General features: G+C 70.9%; 22 protein-coding genes and 1 pseudogene. 15 read left to right on the top strand and 8 right to left on the bottom strand.

The genetic code is table 11. From position 1 onward, the window contains the following. Positions 1–165: 165 nt before the first annotated feature. From hmgA to OH809_RS33225, 3 genes are all read left to right on the top strand, one after another. Positions 166–1,503 carry a homogentisate 1,2-dioxygenase gene (hmgA, locus tag OH809_RS33235; RefSeq protein ID WP_406515994.1) on the top strand — a complete coding sequence of 446 codons (1,338 nt, stop codon included), beginning with the start codon at positions 166–168 and terminating at the stop codon, positions 1,501–1,503. Positions 1,504–1,567: 64 nt separating this feature from the next. Further along, positions 1,568–2,353, top strand: coding sequence for a GntR family transcriptional regulator (locus OH809_RS33230; protein WP_406418007.1), 786 nt, complete (start codon positions 1,568–1,570; stop codon positions 2,351–2,353). Positions 2,354–2,427: 74 nt separating this feature from the next. Beyond that, positions 2,428–3,645 (top strand): type ISP restriction/modification enzyme, encoded by a 1,218-nt coding sequence (locus tag OH809_RS33225; protein WP_406418009.1) that lies wholly within the window; start codon positions 2,428–2,430, stop codon positions 3,643–3,645. Positions 3,646–3,830: 185 nt separating this feature from the next. Here the strand turns inward: OH809_RS33225 and OH809_RS33220 are convergent, their stop codons facing one another. Then, on the bottom strand, positions 3,831–4,538 hold the full coding sequence (locus OH809_RS33220) for a TetR/AcrR family transcriptional regulator (protein ID WP_406418011.1): 708 nt from the start codon (positions 4,536–4,538) through the stop codon (positions 3,831–3,833). A gap of 63 nt (positions 4,539–4,601) precedes the next feature. Between OH809_RS33220 and OH809_RS33215 the strand changes: the two genes are divergently transcribed. Continuing rightward, positions 4,602–5,579 carry an ATP-binding cassette domain-containing protein gene (locus tag OH809_RS33215; RefSeq protein ID WP_406418013.1) on the top strand — a complete coding sequence of 326 codons (978 nt, stop codon included), beginning with the start codon at positions 4,602–4,604 and terminating at the stop codon, positions 5,577–5,579. After that, on the top strand, positions 5,576–6,403 hold the full coding sequence (locus tag OH809_RS33210; protein ID WP_406418015.1) for an ABC transporter permease: 828 nt from the start codon (positions 5,576–5,578) through the stop codon (positions 6,401–6,403). Before OH809_RS33215 ends, OH809_RS33210 begins: the two co-directional genes overlap by 4 nt. Positions 6,404–6,509: 106 nt before the next feature. Here OH809_RS33210 and OH809_RS33205 read toward each other — a convergent pair whose 3' ends face one another. Continuing rightward, complete coding sequence (locus OH809_RS33205; protein WP_406418018.1) at positions 6,510–8,255, bottom strand: amidohydrolase; 1,746 nt, start codon at positions 8,253–8,255, stop codon at positions 6,510–6,512. Between the two features lie 122 nt (positions 8,256–8,377). Here OH809_RS33205 and OH809_RS33200 point away from each other — a divergent pair, with 122 nt between their 5' ends. Next, entirely contained in the window at positions 8,378–9,574 is a 1,197-nt protein-coding gene (locus OH809_RS33200; protein ID WP_406418020.1) for a CaiB/BaiF CoA transferase family protein, read from the top strand. A gap of 80 nt (positions 9,575–9,654) precedes the next feature. Here OH809_RS33200 and OH809_RS33195 read toward each other — a convergent pair whose 3' ends face one another. Then, the gene (locus tag OH809_RS33195) at positions 9,655–9,918 is read right to left on the bottom strand and encodes a hypothetical protein (RefSeq protein ID WP_406418022.1); all 264 of its coding nucleotides are present in this window, start codon (positions 9,916–9,918) and stop codon (positions 9,655–9,657) included. Between the two features lie 277 nt (positions 9,919–10,195). Between OH809_RS33195 and OH809_RS33190 the strand changes: the two genes are divergently transcribed. Continuing rightward, entirely contained in the window at positions 10,196–11,833 is a 1,638-nt protein-coding gene (locus OH809_RS33190) for a serine/threonine-protein kinase (protein WP_406418024.1), read from the top strand. Between the two features lie 30 nt (positions 11,834–11,863). On the opposite strand, the gene OH809_RS33185 is transcribed toward OH809_RS33190, so the two are convergent. After that, positions 11,864–12,664 (bottom strand): SGNH/GDSL hydrolase family protein, encoded by an 801-nt coding sequence (locus OH809_RS33185; RefSeq protein ID WP_406418026.1) that lies wholly within the window; start codon positions 12,662–12,664, stop codon positions 11,864–11,866. Positions 12,665–13,162: 498 nt separating this feature from the next. On the opposite strand from OH809_RS33185, the gene OH809_RS33180 reads away from it, so the two are divergent. Continuing rightward, on the top strand, positions 13,163–14,266 hold the full coding sequence (locus OH809_RS33180; RefSeq protein ID WP_406424833.1) for a DUF5925 domain-containing protein: 1,104 nt from the start codon (positions 13,163–13,165) through the stop codon (positions 14,264–14,266). A 96-nt stretch (positions 14,267–14,362) separates the two neighbouring features. Here OH809_RS33180 and OH809_RS33175 read toward each other — a convergent pair whose 3' ends face one another. Continuing rightward, positions 14,363–14,737, bottom strand: coding sequence for a GntR family transcriptional regulator (locus OH809_RS33175; protein ID WP_358858121.1), 375 nt, complete (start codon positions 14,735–14,737; stop codon positions 14,363–14,365). A 69-nt stretch (positions 14,738–14,806) separates the two neighbouring features. Between OH809_RS33175 and OH809_RS33170 the strand changes: the two genes are divergently transcribed. Together OH809_RS33170 and OH809_RS33165 are read left to right on the top strand one after the other, a co-directional pair. Continuing rightward, positions 14,807–15,727 (top strand): GNAT family N-acetyltransferase, encoded by a 921-nt coding sequence (locus OH809_RS33170; RefSeq protein ID WP_406418029.1) that lies wholly within the window; start codon positions 14,807–14,809, stop codon positions 15,725–15,727. Beyond that, positions 15,708–16,217: a DUF402 domain-containing protein gene (locus OH809_RS33165; protein WP_406418031.1), complete on the top strand. Its 510-nt coding sequence runs from the start codon at positions 15,708–15,710 to the stop codon at positions 16,215–16,217. Before OH809_RS33170 ends, OH809_RS33165 begins: the two co-directional genes overlap by 20 nt. Here OH809_RS33165 and OH809_RS33160 read toward each other — a convergent pair. Both OH809_RS33160 and OH809_RS33155 read right to left on the bottom strand, forming a co-directional pair. After that, complete coding sequence (locus tag OH809_RS33160) at positions 16,214–17,692, bottom strand: trifunctional class I SAM-dependent methyltransferase/NUDIX hydrolase/VOC family protein (protein ID WP_406418033.1); 1,479 nt, start codon at positions 17,690–17,692, stop codon at positions 16,214–16,216. The genes OH809_RS33165 and OH809_RS33160 overlap by 4 nt on opposite strands. Before the next feature lie 47 nt (positions 17,693–17,739). After that, entirely contained in the window at positions 17,740–18,204 is a 465-nt protein-coding gene (locus OH809_RS33155; protein ID WP_406418035.1) for a GNAT family N-acetyltransferase, read from the bottom strand. A gap of 62 nt (positions 18,205–18,266) precedes the next feature. Here OH809_RS33155 and OH809_RS33150 point away from each other — a divergent pair. The 4 genes and pseudogenes from OH809_RS33150 to OH809_RS33135 form a co-directional block, all read left to right on the top strand. Then, positions 18,267–18,839: pseudogene (locus OH809_RS33150) on the top strand (site-specific integrase); the annotation flags it as partial. A 289-nt stretch (positions 18,840–19,128) separates the two neighbouring features. Continuing rightward, positions 19,129–20,325 (top strand): helix-turn-helix domain-containing protein, encoded by a 1,197-nt coding sequence (locus tag OH809_RS33145; protein ID WP_406418037.1) that lies wholly within the window; start codon positions 19,129–19,131, stop codon positions 20,323–20,325. A 138-nt stretch (positions 20,326–20,463) separates the two neighbouring features. Next, positions 20,464–20,667 (top strand): hypothetical protein, encoded by a 204-nt coding sequence (locus tag OH809_RS33140; RefSeq protein ID WP_406418039.1) that lies wholly within the window; start codon positions 20,464–20,466, stop codon positions 20,665–20,667. Between the two features lie 104 nt (positions 20,668–20,771). Further along, positions 20,772–21,137: a hypothetical protein gene (locus OH809_RS33135; RefSeq protein WP_406418041.1), complete on the top strand. Its 366-nt coding sequence runs from the start codon at positions 20,772–20,774 to the stop codon at positions 21,135–21,137. An 80-nt stretch (positions 21,138–21,217) separates the two neighbouring features. On the opposite strand, the gene OH809_RS33130 is transcribed toward OH809_RS33135, so the two are convergent. After that, complete coding sequence (locus OH809_RS33130; RefSeq protein WP_406418043.1) at positions 21,218–21,418, bottom strand: hypothetical protein; 201 nt, start codon at positions 21,416–21,418, stop codon at positions 21,218–21,220. Here OH809_RS33130 and OH809_RS33125 point away from each other — a divergent pair. Then, positions 21,399–22,331: a helicase associated domain-containing protein gene (locus tag OH809_RS33125; protein WP_406418045.1), complete on the top strand. Its 933-nt coding sequence runs from the start codon at positions 21,399–21,401 to the stop codon at positions 22,329–22,331. The genes OH809_RS33130 and OH809_RS33125 overlap by 20 nt on opposite strands. Positions 22,332–22,406: the final 75 nt, after the last annotated feature.

The following is a 22,406-nucleotide window of genomic DNA, read 5'->3' as shown; positions in this document are numbered from 1 at the left end:
AGAGCATTGTTCAACTTTTGGAACCCCCTTCTGCTCGACGGATCAAAAGATTTCCGTCACGGCCCCGCACCGGATCCGCGACGCGCCACCGCCCCGCCCCGTTGACGTGCCCCGATCTGATTCCTACGGTGTCCCATAGGATTTCTTCGGCACCGGGAGCGCGACATGGGCGGAACCAGCGGCATCGAGCAGGCGAGGAAGACGGCGGAAGCGCTTGCGCACTCCGCCGGTTTCGGCAATGAGCACAGCTCCGAGGCGGTCCCGGGGGCGCTGCCGCACGGCCGCAACTCGCCGCAGCGAGCACCCCTCGGCCTCTACGCCGAGCAGCTGAGCGGCTCGGCCTTCACCGAACCACGCGCCCACAACCGCCGTTCCTGGCTCTACCGGATCCGCCCCTCGGCCGCCCACCCGCCGTTCGTCCGGATCGACAACGGCGCGGTGCGCACCGCCCCCTTCACCGAGTCCGTCCCCGATCCGAACCGGCTGCGCTGGGACCCGCTCCCCGATCCCGCGCCCGGCACGGACTTCCTGGCAGGGCTGTGGACCCTCGGCGGCAACGGCGACGCCACCCAGCGCACCGGCATGGCCGTGCACCTCTACCACGCCAACACGGCCATGACCGACCGGGTGTTCAGCGACTCCGACGGCGAATTGCTGATCGTCCCCGAGCGGGGCGGCCTGCTGCTCCGTACCGAACTGGGCCTGCTGCGCGCCGAACCCGGCCACATCGCGCTGATCCCCCGAGGTGTCCGCTTCCGTGTGGAACTCCTCGACGACTCCGCCCGCGGCTATGTCTGCGAGAACTACGGGCAGCCGTTCGCACTCCCCGACCTCGGCCCGATCGGCGCCAACGGCCTTGCCAACGCCCGGGACTTCCTGGCTCCCGTCGCCGCGTACGAGGACGCGGACCGCCCGGTCCAGGTGATCAACAAATTCTGCGGCAACCTCTGGTCCGCGACGTACGACCACTCGCCGCTCGACGTCGTCGCCTGGCACGGCAACCACACCCCGTACGTCTACGACCTGCACCGCTTCAATGTGATCGGCTCCATCAGCTACGACCACCCCGACCCGTCGATCTTCACGGTGCTGACCTCGCCGTCGGACACCCCCGGTCTCGCCGGAGTGGATTTCGTCGTCTTCGCGCCGCGCTGGCTGGTCGGCGAGGACACGTTCCGGCCGCCGTACTTCCACCGCAATGTGATGAGCGAGTACATGGGGCTGATCGAGGGGGCGTACGACGCGAAGACGGCCGGCAAGGGCGGCTTCGTGCCGGGCGGCGGCTCGCTCCACAACATGATGTCGGCACACGGCCCGGACCGGGAGACCTTCGACCGGGCGAGCGCGGCGGAGCTGAAGCCGCAGAAGATCGACGACGGTCTTGCCTTCATGTTCGAGACCCGCTGGCCGGTCACGGCGACCGGACAGGCGGCGACCGCCGACCACCTGCAGCGCGGGTACGACGACGTGTGGCAGGGTCTCGAACGCAACTTCCGGCCATAGGCGAAGCCGCCGCTTCCCGGCCCCCGCTCGTCGCGTCCGCAGTGTCGCAGTACGGAGAGTCCAGGTGACCCAGGTGCCTCAACTGCCCCAGACGCCCCAGGTGACGGCCTTCGCCCCCGACTCGCTGGTCCTGAACCGCAAACTGCCGCTGTGGTACCAGGTCTCGCAGTCCCTGCGCGCGTCCATACTCGGCCGCGCGCAGGACGCCTCGCTGCGGCTGCCGACCGAGGAGCAGCTCGCCGCACACTACGGCGTCAGCGTCCTCACGATGCGGCAGGCGCTCAAGGAGCTGGAGACGGAGGGGCTGATCAGCAGGCACAGGCGGCGCGGCACCTTCATCGAGCCGCGGGCCCGCCGGGCCTCGCCGGTCCGGCTGCTCGGCTCGATCGATGCGATCGTCGCCCAGCAGTCGGGCGAGCGCACCACGGTCCTCGGCCATGGCCCGCTCGCCCTGCCGGGCGATCTCGCCGAGTACTTCCCGGGCTGTACGGACGTGGTCGGCTACCGGCGGCTGCGCTGCGACGGCGACACCGGCGAGCCCACCAACTGGGCGGAGAACACGGTGCATCCCGAGGTCGCGGCCCGGCTCGATGCCGCCGATCTCGAACGCTGGCCGATGACCAAGGTGTTGCGCGACCGCGTCGGCGTCCGGATCGCGCGGATCACGGACACGGTCGAGGCGCGGCTCGCCGACCCGGCCACCGCCGAGCTCCTCCAGGTCCCGCTGCTCAGCCCGATCCTCTTCTACACGGGGGTGACGTACGAGGAGAGCGGCCGGGTGGTGGATGTGGCACAGATCCGGTACCGGGGAGACAGGTTCTCGTTCTCGGTGACGGTCGAAGCGCACTGACTCGCACCCCGCTGCGCACGACGCGCCGTTACGATGCCTGGGGCGGCGGACGTGGCGACGGGGAGGACGACACGGTGGCAGCACGGGCGGGCGCCGGAGCCGGCGGGGACGACGACATCCCGCTGCTCGACGACCTCATGCCATGGTCCGTACGGCCCCTGCGCACCGGGCGCCCCTGGGTGACGGCCCCGGACGCCGGTTGCCTCAAGGCCCGTTGGGGGCGTCTGGTCAGTGCCGAGGGAGCCGAGCGAGAACAGCTTTTCCGGCCCACCCGTTCCCGTAACCCGCAGACACCGGTCGCGGCGCTGCCCGGCCAGACCACCTCCACCGCCCGGTTCGCACGGGAGTCCGGTCCGTGCCCCGAACCGGTACGGATCCTGCACGGACCGTTCGACGAGCAGTGGCTGATCCCCGACCACCGGCTGATCGACGCCGCCCGCCCGGAACTGTGGAGGGTCGCCGACGGGCACCAGCTCTTCGCCGTCGAGCACGGGTACGTACCGCAGGACACCGGTCCCGCCCTGTCCGTGACGGCGCTGCTGCCCGACGGCCACTGGCCGGCGGGCCGCCCCGGCCGGATCCGGCCGCTCTACCGAAGGCCCGACGGACGGGAACCCAATCTGGCGCCCGGGCTGCTCGGGCTGCTGCGCACCCGGCACGGGGACATGGTCACCGCGGAGACCGTGCTGGCGTGGATCGTCACGGCGGCCCGTCACTCCCCCGCCGGGACCGTCGTGCCGCTGCCCGCCGACACCGCACGCTGGTGGGCCGGGGTGGAGCTGGGCCGGGAGCTGTTGCGGCTGCAGCTGCGCGGCGCGCGCGGCGGGGAGCGCCCGCGGCTGCCCGGCGGGCGGCGCCCCTACGTGCGGGCCGCGGTACCGGCCGCGCCCGGCACGCTGGAGTACGACCCCGGCGACGAGACGCTCCTGCTGGGTACGGGACGCATTTCACCGGTACCGGCGGGGGCCTGGGAGTTCCGGGTAGGCGGGGTGCGGATGCTGGAGCTGTGGTTCGAGCGGCGGGCCTCGGCGGACGCGGCGGACGGGCTGGAAGCGATACGACCCCGGGGCTGGCCCCAGGAGTGGACCTCGGAACTGCTGGAACTGATCACCGTGCTCGCCCTGCTCGCCGAACTCCGTCCCCGGCAGGAAGGCCTGGCCGACGGCCCGCAGATCACGGCCGGCGATCTCCGCGCGGCGGGCGTCCTGCCGGTCCCGGCCACGGCCAGGCGGCCCGCGTCGGTGCTCGACCATCAGGAGGAGGGGCCGGACGGGCAGTTCGCGCTGCTGTGACGGCATCGGGGTGCATGTGCGCTAAGGGCTGTCCTCTAATCCCCGGTGGATCAGCGCGCGGCGTCGGATGCGGTGCATCGCAAGGCGGAGGGGCGTCCTCATGCTGGACGTATTCGGGCGTTTCGACAACGCGGCGAGGTGCCGTAGCCGTCGTCGTGCGCCCGCCGGGGATTACGGGACAGCCCTTAGCGGTCGAAGGAGTCCAGTACCCGGTGCAGCGCCCGGTCGAAGACCCTGTCCAGATCGATCGGCCCGGGGTCCTCGGCGAATCCCGCCGCCATCCGCGGATACTTCCCGGTCGCGATCTGGCTGATCAGATAGCCGGTGCGCGCGGCGTGCTCCTGCTCCTCGGACCAGGGCAGCGACCGGCCGCGCTCCGCCGTGGCGATCTCGTTGGCCGTATAGGTGGTGACCACACCGTTGACCATGGCGATGAGTTCCATCTTCTCGCCGAACCGCGCGTCGACCCCGTCCAGGCAGCTGAGCGTGTACTCCAGATACCGCAGCGCGTTCGGGCTGAAGCCGTACACGGGTGACATGAGCCGGGGCACCCAGGTGTGGCGGTGCATCATCTCGCGGGCCTGATGGGCCAGCGCGATGAGATCGGCACGCCAGTCGCCGGACGGCTCCGGGAACTCGTACCCGCCGCTGACCGCGTCGAGCATCAGCTCGTGCAGGTCCTCCTTGCGGGGCACGTAGTTGTAGAGCGACATCGTGCCGCAGCCGAGCTCCGCCGCGACCTTCCGCATGGACACCGCGTCGAGGCCCTCCGCATCGGCGATGCGGACGGCGGCTGCCGCGATGTCGGCACGGCTGAACGCGGGCCTGGGGCCTCGGCCCGCGCGCTCGGGGCGCGCCCAGATCACTTCGGGTACAGCGGGTCGCCCCACCATCGATCATCACCTCGCTCACCATCGTAGTTACGTACACCGTACGTAGTGCGCTACGGTGACCGCATGACAACTACGTACGCTGTACTTAGTGAAGGTCTGGAGAAGAGCTACGGGGACGTCCATGCGCTGCGCGGACTCGATCTCGCGGTCGCCGAAGGAGCCGTCTGCGGAGTCCTGGGGCCGAACGGCGCGGGCAAGACCACCGCCGTCCGGGTCCTCACCACGCTGACGGCACCGGACGGCGGAAGCGCCCGGGTCGCGGGCCACGACCTGGTGCGCCAGGCAGGCGCGGTGCGCGCGGCGATCGGCGTCACCGGACAGAACGCCTCGGTCGACGGTGAACTGTCCGGCCGGCAGAACCTGCGGCTCTTCGCCAAGCTGCTCCGGTTCCGTGGCGAGGCCGTGCGCACCCGCGCCGACGAACTGCTGGAACGCTTCGAGCTGACGGAGGCCGCCGACCGCCCGGCCCGCACCTACTCGGGCGGCATGCACCGCCGCCTCGACCTCGCCGCCAGCCTGCTGACCCGGCCGCGGGTGCTCTTCCTGGACGAGCCGACCACCGGACTCGACCCGCACAGCCGCAACCAGATCTGGGCGGCGGTACGCGAACTGGCGGACCGGGGCACCACCGTCCTGCTCACCACCCAGTATCTGGAGGAGGCCGATCAGCTGGCCGACGACATCGTGCTGATCGACCAGGGCCGGGCCGCCCACCGCGGCACCCCCGCCGAGCTGAAGGCCCGCATCGGTTCCTACGCCGAGGTGGTCGTCCCCCACGCGTCGGCGCTGGTTCCGGCAGCGGCCGTCCTCGACCAGCTCACCGGCGCCGAACCGGTGCTCGACCACGAGCGCCGCACCGTGGGCGCCGTCGCGACCGACACCACGCTCACCCTCCCCCGTATCGTCCGCGAACTCGACGCGGCCGGCGTACCGCTGATCGACGCGAGCCTGCGCCCGCCGACCCTCGACGAGGTCTTCCTCCGCCTGACCGACCGCGGCGACAGCCGCACCTCCCCGCCCCTGAAGGAGACGGCAGCATGAGCAGCACCGTACTGGCCCACGAGCAGCGCACCGCAGCCGCCACAAGCACCCCGGTCGCCGACAGCCTGGCCGTGCTGGGCCGCCATCTGCAGCGGATCAAAGCAGCCCCGGGCGTAGTGATCCTGACCCAGACCATGCCGATCACCATGCTGCTGTTCTTCGGTTACGTGTTCGGCAGCGCGCTGGCCATGCCGGGGCAGGAGTACCGCGCGTTCCTCGTGCCGGGGCTGCTCGCGGCGACGGCGGCGAACGGCATCATGACCGGGATGTTCCAGTCCGCACAGGACTGCCACCGGGGGGTGATGGACCGGTTCCGTACGCTGCCGATGAGCCGCACCGCCGTACCGCTCGGGCAGACCGCGGCCGATCTGCTGACCACGGCGATCGGCATGGTGCCGCTGATCCTGGTCGGACTCGCGGTCGGCTGGCGGATCGAGGGCGGCCCGCTCGCCGCCCTGGGCGCCTTCGGGCTGCTGCTGCTCCTCCGGTTCGCCACGTCGTGGATGGGCTGCTGGCTGGGCCTGCTGATCCGCAACGAGGAGGCGGCCGGCCAGCTGGGCAGCGCCACGTTCATCCTGCCGCTGCTGTCCAGCGCGTACATCCCGACCGACAACCTGCCGGGCTGGCTGCGGACGGTCGCGGAGTGGAACCCGATCAGCGCCATGGCCGCCGCCACCCGGGACTTGTTCGGCAATGCGGCGCCGTCCGCGGACGCGGCCTGGCCGGCGGCCCACCCGGTGGCCGGCACGCTCGCCTGGTCGGCGGCGCTCCTCGCCGTGTTCGTACCGCTGGCCGTCCGGCACCATGCGCGCGGCGGCGAGTGACCCGATCCGGCTCCGGCGGCCCTGAGCGCCGTTCCCGCCGCCGGGCAGGCGTCACCTGGTGCCGTGGCGCCGGGGCATGCCGCGCACACGCCCCGGCGCCCGCCCGCTACTTCTGCGGTGTCAGCTCCGGTCCCAGCGAGGAGAACTTCTCGTGCGACACGACACGCTTCGGCGGCCAGGTGATGTTCTTCGGCGGCCACTTCTGCCCGGTCCTCTTCAGGAACCAGGCCGGCGGCTCGTACATCGGCGGCTCATAGCCACCGGGCAGCGCCGTCTTCCACGCCAGTCCCTTGGTGCGTTCGGCGAACTCGGCCTTGATCGCCTTCAGCCGCTCCGGCTGGGTGAGCAGATCGACCGCGGTCGCGGCCAGATACTTCGCCGCCGCGAGCACCGCCGCCTGGCCGGGCGCGGCGGCCGCACACGCGGCTGTGGACCAGGTGTGCATCTTGGTGCCGATCGGGGCGAGCGCCGCGCCCATCGACACGGTCGGCACATTCCAGCTGATGTCCGCGACATCGGTCGAGCCGCCGCCCATGAAGACCGGGTTGGGCGGGGTGAGCGCGCCGACCTTGTCGTGCATGCCGGTGGCCGGGAGTCCCAGTGACTCCTGGAGTTCCTTCGCCAGCCGGTGCGCCTCGTCGGTGAAAGCGGGCGGACCGATCTGCGTCATGTTCTCGTGCAGCAGCTCGGCGAAGGACTTCGACGGCAGCTGGTTCCAGCAGGCCGAGGTGATCCGGTGTCCGACCGTGGTCTGGCTGGCCTTCGCCGCCGCTTCGGAGACCGCGATCACCTTGTCGAGCAGCACCTGCACCCGGGCCGGACTGCCTTCGCGGACGTAGTACGAGATCTCGGCGATCTCCGGGGTGACGTTCGGGATGTCACCGCCGTTGTTGATCACCCAGTGGAGCCGCCCCGACGGGGCGAGGTTCTCCTCGCGCAGGAACTCCGACATCGTCGCCATCATCACGGCGGCGTCCAGCGCGCTCTTGTTGCCGAGTGGGGTTCCGCCGTGGCCGGCGACCCCGAGGAAGGTGAAGGTCACCGCGGTCATCGCGGTGGTGGTGCCCCAGCCGGTGGCGTTGGCGGTGGAGGGATGCCAGTCCAGGAAGGCGTCCAGACCGTCGTACACGCCCTTGCTGACGGCGTACGTCTTGCCGATCAGCGCCTCCTCGGCCGTCGAGCCGAAGAACTTCACGGTGACGGGCAGCCGGTGCTTCGCCGCGGCCTGGGCGACGGCTGCCGCGGCCGCGGCGGCGGCCGTTCCCAGCGCGCTGTGCCCGCAACCGTGTCCGGGGCCGTAACCGGGCGCGAACGGGTCGTGGATGTACTCGCGCGGATCGTGGTGGCCGACGCCCTTGTTCTGCGAGAGGCCGGGCAGCGCGTCGTACTCCCCGCTGAAGCCGAGGACCGGGCCGCCGCTGCCGTAGCGGTACGTGGCGGTGAACGCGGTCGGGAAGCCCGCGGTGCCGAACTCGACGTCGAATCCCGCCCTCTCCAGGAACCCGGCCTCGGCGAGCGAGGAGTTCCACTCGCGCAGGCTGAGTTCGGCGTGGTCCCAGATCTCCGCGTTGAGCCCGGTGATCCGGCCGCTGTTGGAGTCGATCCAGCCGATGGCCGCCTGTTTGGCCGGGCTGTCCTGCGCCAGTCCCTTCGGAGCCTCGTAACCGTCGTCCGTCGCGGCTTCGGCCGCCTCGGAGGCCGCGGCCATCGCGGGATCGGCCTCGGCCGTCATCACGGCGGTGGTCACGCCTGCCGCGCCGAGCAACTGCATGATCCGTCTGCGGCTGAGGACCGGACCGGCTGCCATGGCTGCTTCGTGCGCGTGCTCGTGCTGGTCGTGCAGGTCACACATGTACGCCTCCGGGGGTGAGGTGCTGTGTACGTGCCAAACGATCAGCACCCTGGCCCCAGAAGTTTTCGACGTCAACATCTCGGGATGACAAAGTTGTTACGTACACGATAGGTAGGGTTCCCATGAGCACTCAGCCCCTCCCCCTGGACGGCATCACCGTCGTCGCCGTCGAACAGGCCGTCGCCGCCCCGTTCGCCACCAGGCAGCTCGCCGACCTCGGCGCCCGGGTCATCAAGATCGAGCGCCCGGACGGCGGTGACTTCGCCCGCGGTTACGACACCGCCGCCCGCGGCCTCGCCTCGCATTTCGTCTGGTGCAACCGCGGAAAGGAGTCCCTCGCGATCGACCTCAAGGACCCGCGCGGCCTCGCCGTGGTGCGCCGGCTGGTCGCCGACGCCGATGTGTTCGTACAGAACCTCGCCCAGGGCGCGGCCGCCCGGCTGGGTCTGGACGCCACGACGCTCTGCGCCGCGCACCCGCGGCTGGTCGCCGTCGACATCTCGGGGTACGGCGCCGACGGGCCGTATGCACACAAGCGGGCCTACGACATGCTCGTGCAGTGCGAGGCGGGGCTGGTCTCCGTCACCGGCACGCCCGGGCAGCCGGTGAAGGCGGGCGTGCCCGCCGCCGACATCGCGGCGGCGATGTACGCCTTCTCGGGGGTGCTCGCGGCGCTGCTGCGGCGCGCGACCACCGGGCTCGGCGGGCCGGTGGAGATCTCGATGCTGGAGGCGCTGACCGAGTGGATGGGGCATCCGCTGCACCATCGGATGCATGGAGGCGAATCCCCGGCGCGCACAGGGCTCGCGCATCCCGTCATCGCCCCCTACGACGCATTCGGGACGGCGGACGGGGAACACCTGCTGCTCTCCGTGCAGAACGACCGGGAGTGGCGCCGGCTCGCGGAACAGGTGCTGGGACGGCCGGAGTTGGCGGACGATCCGGACTTCGCGACGAACACCGCACGGACCGCGCACCGGGAGCGGACCGATGCGGTGGTGGCCGAGGCGCTCGCCACGCTGACCACGAAGGAGGCACTGGCCGGGCTGGACGCGGCGGGCATCGCCTGCGCCCGGCTGAACACCGTGGCGGACGTGGCAGCACACCCGCAGCTGGCGGCTCGGGACCGGTGGCGGGAAGTGGCATCGCCGGTCGGGGCGCTGCGGGCCATGCTGCCGCCGATCACGCTGCCGGGCGGGGCGGAGCCTCGGATGGGAGCCGTACCGGCGCTCGGTGAGCACACCGAAGCACTGCTGCGGACCGCGGGGATGACGGACGAGCAGACAGCGGAGCTGCGCCGGGACGGTGTGATCGCCTGAGCGCGGCCCGAGCGGTGGGCCGGTTCAGTCAGAAACGGGCGATCGGTCGGGGGCCGGATCGATGGTGACAGGCCGTCGGGTCAGTGGCGGCTGCCGAAGAGCGAGCGCCGCAGTCGCCGCAACGGCGCGAAGAGCGAGACGCGCGCGCTCCTGCTCCGGCGGCTGCGCGCGGCGTCGCGCGAGGTGAGCTCCAGCATCAGCAGCGTCGCCTCCGCGGTCTCGCGCTGCGGGACGGCGGGACCGCCGAGCACTGCGAGATGGCGGTCGAGGCGCGAACTGGTCGCACTGCTTCCGCATGTGATGGCAGGCACACGCGGCCTGCTGCGCATCGCTATCTGTTCCATGTCACTCCCCACCCGTACGAGGGCACCCGGCCCGGGCAGGTTAACCCTATCCTCCCGCGATGACACGCGTGTATCCCGGGCGCCGGATTGAGCACACACATACGGAGGTTGACGACGGTGCTCATAATTCGCTCGATTCCAGGGCGAGTTGGACAGAACGGGAGCGGTTCGCCGCAGCGGCGGATTGTTGCGCAAGGGGGTCGGGAACGGTCCGGTCTGAGCTAGCGTGGAGAGGTTTCCGCCGTGCTGCCGCCACTCCTGCGGATGGGGGATCACCGTGAGCGAAGTGCCGGGCGAGGACCGACTGATCGCGGGCCGCTACCGCCTGCTGGGCCCCCTGGGCCAGGGCGGGATGGGGACCGTGTGGCGGGCGCGCGACGAGGTGCTGGGGCGCGAGGTCGCCGTGAAGGAGGTCCGCGCCCCGTCGGGGCTGCCCGCCTCCGACGTACAGCGGCTTTACGCGCGCCTGGAGCGGGAGGCCTGGGCGGCGGCGAGGGTCTCCCACCGCAACGTGGTCACCGTCTACGACGTGGCGACCGAGGACTCCCGCCCCTGGATCGTGATGGAGCTGATCCGCGGGCTCGCGCTCTCCGACGTACTGGACGCCGAGGGCCCCATGTCCCCGCAGCGAGCGGCGCACATCGGCGCGGAGGTGCTGGCCGCGCTGCGCAGCGCCCACGGGTCCGGGGTGCTGCACCGCGATGTGAAACCCGGCAATGTGCTGCTCGCCAACGACGGGCGGGTGGTGCTGACGGACTTCGGTATCGCCATGGTCGAGGGGACGTCCGCACTCACCATGACGGGTGAGCTGATCGGCTCGCCGGAGTTCCTGGCACCGGAGCGCGCACTGGGGCGCACGCCGGGGCCCGAATCGGATCTGTGGTCACTCGGTGTGCTTCTGTACGCCGCGACCGAGGGCAATTCGCCGTTCCGTCAGAACACCCCGCTGAACACGCTCCGGGCCGTGGTCGACGAGGAACTGCCACCGCCCCGGCGGGCCGGCCCGCTGGCTCCGGTCGTCGAGGGGCTGCTGCGCAAGGACCCGGCCGAGCGGCTCTCGGCCGCGGAGGCCGAGCATCAGCTGCGGATCGTCGCCGCCGGGGGTACGCCACGGACCACGGGGGCCGGTGCGGCGGATCCGTACGGTGCGACGGTGACGGCCCGCACGACGGCTCCTGCGACGCCGCTTCCCGTGCCCCCCTCCCCGTCCCCCGTTCCTTCTGCGGCGTACGCGTCCGCTCCCGAGGAGCGGTCGCGTCGGGCGGTCGCCGTTCTCGCCATAGGGCTGGCGGTCCTGCTGCTGGCCGTCGGCGGGATCGTCTGGACACTGACCCACAGGGGCGACGACAAGAACGCGGGAGGGTCCACCGGCGCCCCCGGCCCGGGCCCGACCAGCAGCGCCCCGCGCTCGGCGTCCGCCACCCGGGGAACGTCCGGCGTCGACGAATCACCGGGCGGGGGCGGCACCGGGAGCACCGGCAACACCGCCCACAGCAGTACGAGCAAGCCGTCGCCCCAGACCGTGACGGTGTATCTCACCTCGGTACGCGACAGCTACGAGGGCAGTTGCCCGCCGCCGCACACCGAGGCACCGGCGGTCGAGGCGACGATCACGGTGGGGCGCACGCCGGCCCGGGTCGAGTACCGGTGGGTGCTGAAGGACGGTACGAGCTCCGGTCCTGGCTGGCAGTCGCTGCCCTTCGGCGCCGGCGGCGGGCGGTCGAAGCAGGTGTCGCACACGGAGCTGACGTACCGGCAGGACATCACGTACCACGGAACGATCACCCTGGAGGTGAGGAGTCCGGTCGTGGTCACCTCGAACGGAGTGGAGTTCTCGGTGACCTGCCGGACGGAGACCCCGACGGACGGGGCCTCCGCCTCTGCGGAAGGGGCCTCCGCCCCTGCGGACGAGTGAACGGGGCGGCCCGTGGCTTCCGCCGCCCTGTCAGGCCGCCGAGTTGAAGGCGGGCAGATAGCCGCCCGACTGTCCGGCGGCGGTGGGGTGGTACGACTCACCGATGTTGAGCCAGTTGACACTGTGCAGCCAGGCGCTGCCGGAGCAGATCTCGTGCCCGGTGAACCTGGATGCGACATCACTGAAGGTGAAGCCGTGGTCGGCCGCACGCTTGGCGGTTGCCGCGTTGAGGTAGTCGGAGGCGCTGTTGATGGCGGAGCGTTCGGTATCGCTCAGGCCGGCGATGCAGCTGCCGCCGATCTTGTAGAAGCGGGGGTAGCCGAGGACGACGACACGGGCGGACGGCGCCTTGGACCTGATCGCCGTGTACACCGAGTCGAGCTTGCCGGGCAGGGTGGAGTCGACGTAGCTGCGGGCGGTGGCGATCCGGCTGAGGCAGGTGGCTTCCGACTGGAGGACACAGGTGGTCATGACATCGGCGAAGCCCGCGTCATTGCCGCCGATGGAGATCGAGACGAGGTCGGTCGAGGCGGAGAGCGGGCCGAGCTGTCCGGCCTTCACACCGTCGGTAACGGCACCCGAGCAGGCCGTGAAGGCGAACGACGCGGGCGAGTTGGCGGCGGCCCAGAGCGCGGGATAGGCCTTGGTGCTGCGCTTGCAGTCACCGCTGGCGCTGTCGTAGCTGCCGGATCCGACCCCTGAGGAGTACGAGTCGCCGAGTGCGACGTAATCGACGGACGTCGCTGCGTTCGCGGTGGTCGCCCCGGTCAGGGCGAGTACGGCACCGAGCAGGAGCGAGGACGACAGCGCCACAAGTCTGGATATCTTCATGGAATCTCCCTTGGACCGACCGGCAGGATCTCTGCCCTACTCAGTGGTAGCAGCACAGCGGCCCGGCTGGAAGTGTTCATGCCAAGTACATCCCATGAGGTTCTCCTGAACGCCTCCTGAGCGTGCGTCACATCGGCATCCGGCATCCGGCGCGCTGCGGGGCAAAGGCGCGCATGCAGAACATCCGGAGCGAGGCAGGACGGTGTGGGCTCCTTATCGCGGGGGAGGCCCTTGTGCACCGCAGATCGCTTCCGCATGCACCGCCGACCATTCGGCCGGCGACCGGAATGCCGGAGCCCCGGAACCCATCCGGTCAAGGATGCCGGCGCGGCGGCGCCAGCGACCGTACGCCCCGGAGCGGGTGACGGTCCGGCGGTCCGCCGACGCCGCGGCAGGTACGAAGCGGATTCACCGGCTCGGGGCGGTGAGCGATGCCCGTCCGAACGGGTGGCAGAAGGTGGCAAAACCTGGGTGCGCCGGGTGCCCCTGTGCCGGATCATGGGCGCCATGTCTGCCAACCCTGAGTCCGCTCTGCCGATCCGGCTCACCGTCGACGACAGCGATTCCCCGGCCGATGTCGTCGACGCGCTGTTCCTCGGCCGCTTCGCGACGGGCGAGCAGCCGTACTCCCACAGTTCCTCCCTCGACCGGGTGAAGTCCGGGGCGACGCTGCTGCCGCCTGCCGCCAAGGTGCTGCGCGCCGCCCGCGACGAAGACCGCAGCGCGACCCTCGCCGAGGGAGAGGGCTGGACGCTGCTCATCTCGCGGTGGAACCGCGGCGCCGACGTCACCGTCACCGCGACCACCGCCGAGCTGGCGCAGAAGATCCTCGACCAGGCGACGGACGGTGCCCAGGACGAACCGGAACCACAGCCCGAGAACGTGACGATGGGCTTCTGGTACGTCTCACCGCGCCGTGGCCCGCACCGCACCACCCGTCAGATCGCCGCCGGTACATGGGACGAGGTGCGCGGCAACTACACGGCGCCGGTGGCCGAGGCCATGGACCGGCTGATGAAGGTGACACCGGACGACATCGCGGGCCGGCTGCTCCTGCTGCACGGCCCGCCCGGCACCGGCAAGACGTCCGCGCTGCGCACGCTGGCCCGGTCCTGGCGGGACTGGTGCCAGGTCGACTGCGTACTCGACCCGGAGCGGCTCTTCAACGATGTCGGCTATCTGATGGACATCGCGATCGGCGAGGACGACGGCACGGCGAAGGGCAGGTGGCGGCTGCTGCTCCTGGAGGACTGCGACGAACTGATCCGCGGCGAGGCCAAGCACACGGCGGGCCAGGCGCTGTCCCGGCTGCTGAACCTCACCGACGGGCTGCTGGGCCAGGGCCGCAATGTGCTGGTGGGCGTGACGACCAATGAGGACCTGGAACGGCTCCACCCGGCGGTCGTCAGGCCCGGTCGCTGCCTGGCCCGCATCGAGGTGGGCTCTCTGACGCGCCGGGAGGCGGTGGCCTGGCTGGGCACGGAGGAGGGGCTCGGCCGGGAGGGAGCGACGCTGGCCGAGCTGTACGCGCTGCGCCGCGGCACCGGTCCTGCCTCGGTGCCGAAGCAGGACGCGGGGGCGGACGCGGGGCTGTATCTCTGAGGGTTCCGCCCGCAAGCCTGTCTGCCCCCAATCGCCGGACGGGCTCGGTTCTCGCACCCTTGAGGACACGAACGGCCACCGCCCGGACGGCCGCGGTCATTCCTCGTACGCCGCCCGCACCGCATCCTGCGCCAGCGACGCCGCCGCCGCGCGCGACAACCCGAGCCGCCTCACCTGGTCCGCGTACTCCCGCGCCGCCTCCGCGGCCTTCCGTTCCGCCGCATCCCCCGCGGCAGCGACGAACGTACCGTTCCGTCCGCGGGTCTCGATCACCCCGTCCGCCTCCAGGGTCCGATACGCCTTGGCCACCGTGTTCGCGGCGAGGCCGAGCTCCTCGGCGAAGCCGCGTACGGTCGGGAGTCTGTAGCCGACGGGCAGCGCGCCGGACCGCGCCAGTTCGGAGATCTGCGTGCGCAGTTGCTCGTACGGGGCGGTGCCGGAGTCGGGATCGAGAGCGATCTTCAAAGTCACGGCCCGATTCTCCCCCACCGCCGGAAATTCGGAGGCGACCGGGCCGGTTCTCCCCGTAACGTCCGCCGCATGACTGTGATCGTTCGCGACTTCGTGCCCACCGACGCCGAGGCGTGGGTACGGGTGCGGCGCGCCGCCCTTCCGTACATGGTGACGACTCCTGAGCAGGTTTCCTTCGAACAGGCCAACGCCCATCCCGACAGGCGGTACAGGCTGCTGGTCGCCGAGGAGGACGGGGAGATCATCGGCACCGCTCAGGTCGGCATCGTCCATGACAGCCCGGAGCCCGGCCAGGGTTTCTGCAATCCGTACACGCACCCCCACCGGGTGGGCCGCGGGGCGGGCTCGCTGCTGGTGCGCACCGCCGAGGAGTATCTGGCCGGGGCGGGAGCTGTCGCCATCTACACCTGGGTGCTAGACGAGCCGGCGAACCGGGTCTTCGCCGAGAAGCGCGGGTACACGCCGAGCCGTCCGGCGCACTTCCTCCATCTCGACCTCGCACACGGCACGCTGCCGCCCCGTCAGGATCCGCCGTCCGGTGTGGAGCTGCGGACCGCCGCGGAATTCGCGGACGACCCGCGGCCCCTGTTCGAGGCGGACGCGGAGACCACGGCGGACGAGCCGAGCGACACCCCGGCCGAACTCTCGGACTACGAGGACTGGCTGCGGAACACCTGGAACAACCCCGGTCTGGACCGGGAGCTCACCTCGGTCGCTGTGGTGGACGGCGAGGTGGCGGCCTTCAGTGCGGCGAACACCGACGGCCTGACCCGCTACTGGTCGGGGATGACCGGCACCCGCAGGGCGTATCGCAACCGGGGTCTGGCGAAGCTCGCCAAGACCGACTCGCTGCACCGTGCACGCGCGGCCGGCTACACGGACGCGTACACCGGCAATGACGCGGACAACGGCCCGATGCTGGCCATCAACACATGGTTCGGCTACCGGATCTGCGCCACGGAGGTGCGCCATGTCCACAACATCGGTTGAGGTCGTCCTGGTCAAGGCGGGGCGGACGAAGATCCGTTACCCGGCGGAGCTCGTGGGCGACGACGGCACCCGGGTGACGGTGACCGCGCCGTGGGCCGCGCCGGGCGTGCGCGACTTCGGCTTCGTACGGTTCGAGCCGGGCGATGTCTTCACCGAGCACTACTGGCGCGACCGGTGGTTCGCGGTGAAGGAGGTCCGCACCGGCGAGGGGACGCTGAAGGGCTGGTACTGCGACATCACCCGGCCCGCGGTGCTGGGCGACGGGGAGCTGCTGGTCGAGGATCTGGATCTCGATCTGTGGGTGTCCGCGGACGGCTCCTCCGTACTGCGGCTGGACGAGGACGAGTTCGAGGAGAGCGGGCTGGCCGCACACGATCCCGACGCGGCGGATGCCGCCCGCCGGGCGCTGGACGAGCTGGAGGGCCTCGCCCTCGCAGGCGGGCTCACGGGTCTGCTGGCACTGTCGCGCCCGTCCGGCGACGGACGCTAACGCACCACGAGCTCCACCTCGTACCCCGCCGCGTCCTCCAGATAAGCGGCGCAGTGCGCGTCGCCGCCCGCGTAGGGATGGCGGTCCGCGAACAGCAGCCGCCAGCCGTGCTCCGGGGCCCGCGCCACCAGCGCGTCCAGCGTGGCCCGGTCCCGGACGTGGAACGCCAGGTGGTTGAGGCCGGGAAGGAGCCGGTCGTGCGGTCCCGGGGCCAGGGCCGGTGACTGCTCGATCACCAGATAGGTGTCACCGCGCCGCCAGCTGCGGCCGTGCTCCCATCTCTGGTACGGGACATGGCCCAGCTCACCGAGGAGCCAGCCCCACCCCGCCTCGGCCACCGCCAGGTCGGGCACCCACAGCTCGATGTGGTGCACCCCGCCGGTACCGGACCCGCCGGACCGCAGGGGGACCGCGCGGCGGGTGCCGTGCGGCTGGTACGCCACGGTGTCGCCGTCCTCGTGCCAGTGGATCAGGAAGTGCTCCCCCGCCCGGTAGCCGTCCAGCCCCGCGCGGCAGTACGCGACCATGTCGTCGGGCAGGGCGTCCAGCGGGAACCAGGCGAGCTCCGAGCACTTCTCCGGTTCGCGGTTGTACGGCGGGCGGGCGGGGTCGTACTCCGCCTCGAAGAACCAGCCGGTCCGGGGACTGCCGCCGGGACCGCGGTGCTGCATGACCAGGGCGACCCGCAGCTCGTCCGGGTCCAGTGCGAGACCGATCTCCTCGGCGGCCTCGCGGATCATCGCCTCGCGGACGTCCTCGCCGTCCTCCACATGTCCGGACGGACCGTTGAACAGCCCGTCCGCGTATCCCGTCCCGGCGCGGCGGGCGAGCAGGACGTCGGGGCCGCGGCGCAGGATCAGATGCACATCGACGATCTCGGTGTGCCGGTGCGGCGGCTCGGCGCGCGCCACCAGCGCGTACCGGTCGTCGTCGACCTGCTTGCCCCACAGGTCCGGGTCGCCGGAGAGCCGCTCGTGGTGGATGCGCTCGGTGAACGGGGTGAGCAGTGCGGTCAGCCTCTCGGCGGAGAGGCCCACCCCGCCCCACACCCCCTCGATCAGCAGCAGCCGCCCGCCGGGCCGCAGCAGACCGAACCAGTGGCGCAGAGCGGCCTCGGGATCGGGCAGCAGCCACACCACATGGCGGGCCATGATCACGTCGAACTGCTGCTTCCCGACCGGTGGTCGGGCCGCGTCCCCGACGAGCACCTCGGTGCCCGTCCCGGCGAGCTTGGCCCGCGCCTGCTCGACCATGCGCGGCGACCGGTCGACCGCGGTGACCCGGTGGCCCTGCCCGGCGACGACCAGCGCCAGACTTCCGGTGCCGCACCCCAGGTCCAGCACCTCGGAGCGGTCCCCGGGCAGCCAGTTCTCCAGGCGCTGCGCCCATGCGTGCCGGACCACCGGATCGAGCAGCCCGTGGTCGGGCTCCTCGTCGAAGGAGTCGGCGGCGGAGTCCCAGTCGATCGTCGTCATGCGTCGATCGTCTCAGCCGCCACTGACACAGTCGATCAGTCGGTCGGTCAGCGGGTCAGCCGCTTGCGGTAGTGGAACCTGTCGTAAGGGCCGTCCACGCGCCGCTCCACCAGTTCGTACCCGTAGCGCGGGTAGATCTTCTGGTTCTCCCACATCAGCGCGTTGGTGTAGAGGCGGATCTCGGGAAGGCCGAGGCCGCGGGCGTGCGCGTCCACGAAGGCGAGCAGCCGTCGGCCGACTCCCCGGCCGGCCGCGTCCGGGTGGACGGCGACGGACTCCAGGAAGAGGTGGTCCTCGTGCGGGACGAGGACCAGGACGCCGATGACGTCCTGGTCCCCCGTCACGTACACCCGGCCCGCCGCCACATCCGCCGCATGGTCCGCACGCATGGGTGCGGGGACGACGCCGATGCGCGCGATGTAGTGCCGGTAGGCGGCATCGGTGACGGCCCGTACGGCGGGGACGTCGGCCGGGGCGGCCAGGCGGATCTCGTCGGATGTGTCGGCGGTCATGGAAGCACGGTACGAGGGTCCACCGACTTCATCCGCACCCGCCTCGAACAGGAAGCCGCCTGATGACCACACCCCGCGACACCCCCGCCTCCCGCCGCAGCCGCGCCAACGGCGACGGAACCGTCTACCAACGCAAGGACAGCCGCTGGGAAGCCGCCGGATACGTCCTCGCCTCCGGCAACACCCGCAAGAGGGTCCGCGTCTACGGCACCACCCGCAAGGAAGCCCTGTCCAAGCTGACCGAGAAGATCGCCGCCAGCAACCGCGGCCTCCCCGTGCCCTCCACGCAGGGCAGCGTGGCTGCGTACCTGACGTACTGGCTGGAGAACGTCGCCGTCCACCAGCTCCGCGAGAACACCCACACCCGCTACACGGCTTGCGTCCATCAGCACCTCATCCCGGGCCTGAGGAAGAAGAAACCCGCCAAGCTCGCCGCCAAGGACGTTCGCACCTGGCTCAACCAGCTCCGCCTAACCTGCCAGTGCTGCACCCGCGGCATCGACGCCCGCCGTGATCAGCCCCGTTGCTGCGCCGCCGAGGCGTGCTGCTCCAAGCGGCTCTCCCCGCTGACGCTGGCGTACATCCACTCCGTGCTCAAGTCCGCCCTGGAGCACGCCGTCCGCGAGGAGGAGATCACGCCCATGGCCGGCCCGCGGTGGCGGAGCCGAGAGCGGGCCGGGTGGGCGGCCGTGCCGCGCGCTACCCGCGCCAGCGGGTCGCCTTGAAGACGTAGAGAAAGTTTGGACGCATCCCGCCTTGGCGATATGCCGTGGCCGTCGGCCTGATCGGTCGGCTGGAGTGTGGTTCGAAGCGTCGGAGTGCCAGGTGTGGTCCTGCGGGTAGCCAGGATGATCGTTGTCCGGCCGGTCCGGGGACCGTGTTGCAGGGGTACCGTCTGAGTGTTGCCGCAGAACGGAGTTCGCCGTGTCGCAGAGCATCGAGGAGCACACCGGCGCTCGGATCGCCCGTATCCGGAAACAGCGTGGCTTGACGCAGCAGGGGCTGGCGATGCGCGCCCATGTGTCAAAGTCGCTGTTGTCGAAGGTGGAGTGTGGGCAGAAGCCCGCTTCCCCGGCTCTTGTTGCTGCCTGTGCCCGCGCGCTGGGCGTATCCACGTCCGATCTGCTGGGACAGCCGTACGCCGAGGAGTTGCGCCGGGACCGCATGGACGCCTTGATCCAGCCGATCCGTGAGGGGCTGGAGAACTGGGATGTCGCTCTCGACTGGGAGACGGCTCCGCGCCCAGCCGCGTTGATCCGGGCTGATGTCCAACGGGCCCTTGAGCAGCGCCGTCAGGCACAATACACGGACATGGTGCGTGACCTGCCCGTTTTGATCGACGAGTCGGTGCAGGCGGTGCACACCAGCACCGGGGAAGAACAGCGGCTGGCTCACGAGTGTCTGGCGGAGTCGTTCCGGTGTGTGTTCACCGTGGCGTGGAAGCTCGGCTTCATCGACCTGGCCACCGTCGCGCTGGACCGGCTGGCCTGGACCGCGCCGCGCGCCGACGAGCCGGGACTGGCCGCCATGCATGCCTTCCTTCGTGCACAGACCACGATGTCGTCCGGCCGGTACGACGTGGGTATGCGGGTGATTGACCAGGCTCTGCGGGATCTCGACGGGCAGGACGCGCGCCGCCCGGCAGGTGTTGAGGCCATGCGGGGCATGCTGCATCTGCGGGCTGCGGTGATCGCGGGGCGGATGAAGGACCGGGACCAGGCGGACGCCCGCCTGTCCGAGGCCTGCTCTCTGGCCCGGACCACGGGCGAGTTGCCCGATTTCGGCGTCACCTGGGGGCCGGTGAACGTCGGTGTGCATGCCGTGGCCATCGCCTCGGAGATGGACGACTTCGGGCGCGCGATCGAACTCGCCGAGGATGTGCACATCCCGCGGGGCTGGACCCGTTCCCGGGCCGGGCACCACTGGATGGACCTCGGCCGCTCCCATGCCTGGGCCGGCCATCCGGAGGAGGCGCTGGACTGCCTGCACCAGGCTCGGCGCATCGCGCCTCAGCAGACCCGCTACCACCCGACCGTGCGGGACACCGTGCTGGCCCTCAAGCAACAGGAACGGACGCGTAACAGTTCGCTGGCGCAGTACGCGGAGTGGGTCGGGATATAGCAGGGTCCCGGCGAGAGGGGTTGCACCCTTCGGTGCAACTGCTGTGCATCGCCAGTCGGCAGGCTGACGCCCAGTCAGGACCCCCGCGACCGAGCGAACGGTCCGGGGGCGTGGCCAACGCTGACAAGGAGCGCCGACATGCCGCACTGTATCGCCCACATCTTCGAGCCGCTGTTGCGGCTGCTGTGGCCCGCACCGGGCCGCCACCGCGGACCGGATCGCCATTCCATCAGTCTCGGTGTGGTGGCATCGACTGAATGTCCGCCTCGCTTACCCGCTGCCCCGGTGCTGCGCGGTGAGGACATCGGACTGGTCCGCCCGTACCTGGTCGCGCACGAGTAGCGGGAGCAGCAGCGCCGACGGGCACCACGGTGCGCACTACGGCTGGTCGTGCACGGCATCGACATCGGACCCCGGCTGATCAACAGCGTGGAGGTGCGGGCCTGATGAGCCTCACGAATCAGGCCCGCCTGCTCCCCTGGGCCGGGCCAGAAGGAAAACCTTGCTACCTCGCAGGCGACGGGACCGGCTACCTGTCACGCCTCGCTGACAACATGGAGTCGGCCCAACTCGGCCTGGCCGGTGAACTCGTTCAGGAGGCACAGCGCGTTCTGGACGGGCGCCAGTGGTCGCCTGGCGAACTGCACCTGCTGGCAGTCCAGTTGACCGAGGCACTGACGAACGTCCACCGGATCGCGGTGAGCCGAGGCGCGCGCCTGCCCGCACCGGCCTACGAAGACCTCGATGCCCTCGACAAGCCGGACGACGAGGACGACCGGCGACCCGCCGCGCAGCCTGTCCAGCGCGGCTGACCTGCCCGTCGCCCCGCCACCCGACCCGACGACGGCGACGAACCGCCACTTTGTGCAGCACCCGTCCGGTGACGTTGCCGTCAACTACTGATCTTCGATGACGGGCTTGACGCGGGTGGGGCGAGTTCGAGGCCGGTTCCGGCCAGGAATGCGGTGAGGAGTTCGGGGTGGCGCTGGATGTAACGCAGGGCGCTCTTCGCGGCCCGGTGGAGCTCGTCAATCGAACGGAAGGCCCGGTTCGCAGCCCCCCGCGACCCCGCCATGATCGCGAAGTGGGTCAAGTTCCAGATCCTCGACACCGAACGCCAGGACTGGACCCGCGGCTACGACACCGCCCGGCAGTACTTCGAACGGGAGGGCTCCCTGGACGTGCCCTACGAACACCAGGAAGGCGCCTACCCACTGGGCAGGTGGCTGTCCGACCAGCGGCGGTCCTACCGGGCCGGGACCATGTCCAGCACCCGGGCGGATGAGCTGGAAGAGCTCGGCATGGTGTGGGACACCGCCGACGCGCAGTTCGCCGAGAACCTCGCCGCGGCCCGCGCGTACTACGCACAGGCCGGCACCCTGGCCGCACCCCGCCACGCCACCGCCCTCGACAAACCCGTCGGACAATGGCTCACCAACCTCCGCCGACCCGGCGGACTCGGCAAGGACCCGGAACGGGCGCAGCGGCGGGCCGAGCAGCTCGCCGCCATCGACCCCGACTGGAACCCCCGCGAGCGCGGGTGGACCGTCGACTGGCAACGCCACTACACCGGCCTGAAGGTGCTCCTCGAGGGCGGGGCCTGCCTCGAAGAGATCGTGCCCGGGGTAACGCACCGCGGCGACGACATCGGACGCTGGCTGACGAGGCAAGCCCGCGACTGGACACGCCTCAACACCGAACAGCAACACCGCCTGGGCAAGATGGGCGTGAAACCCGCTGCACGACCCTCAGCCGCCCGTGCACCACGCCCCGCAAGAACAGGAGCAGGGGGCGGCGCCGATGCCTTCCAGCGTGGCGTAGCAGCCCTCACGCAGTACATCCAACGCGAGGGGAAGACTGTCGTCGGAAGGCAGCACGTCGAAGAACTCCCCGACGGCACGACCGTGAAGCTGGGCATCTTCCTCACCAACCAAAAAACCCGACGCCACCGACTCAGTGAGCAACAACTCGCGCAGCTCGCCGCGCTCGGATACGACTGGGCATAGATTCCTGCGATGGACCATGAACCGTTCCGGGTTCGCTGACGTTGCCGTCAACTACTGCCGTCACCCCACGCAGAA

Origin of the sequence: Streptomyces sp. NBC_00873, assembly GCF_045207415.1 — a bacterium.
GTDB lineage: Bacteria > Actinomycetota > Actinomycetes > Streptomycetales > Streptomycetaceae > Streptomyces.
Note: the sequence above shows the minus strand (reverse complement) of the source record. Positions and strands in the feature narration are given on the sequence as shown.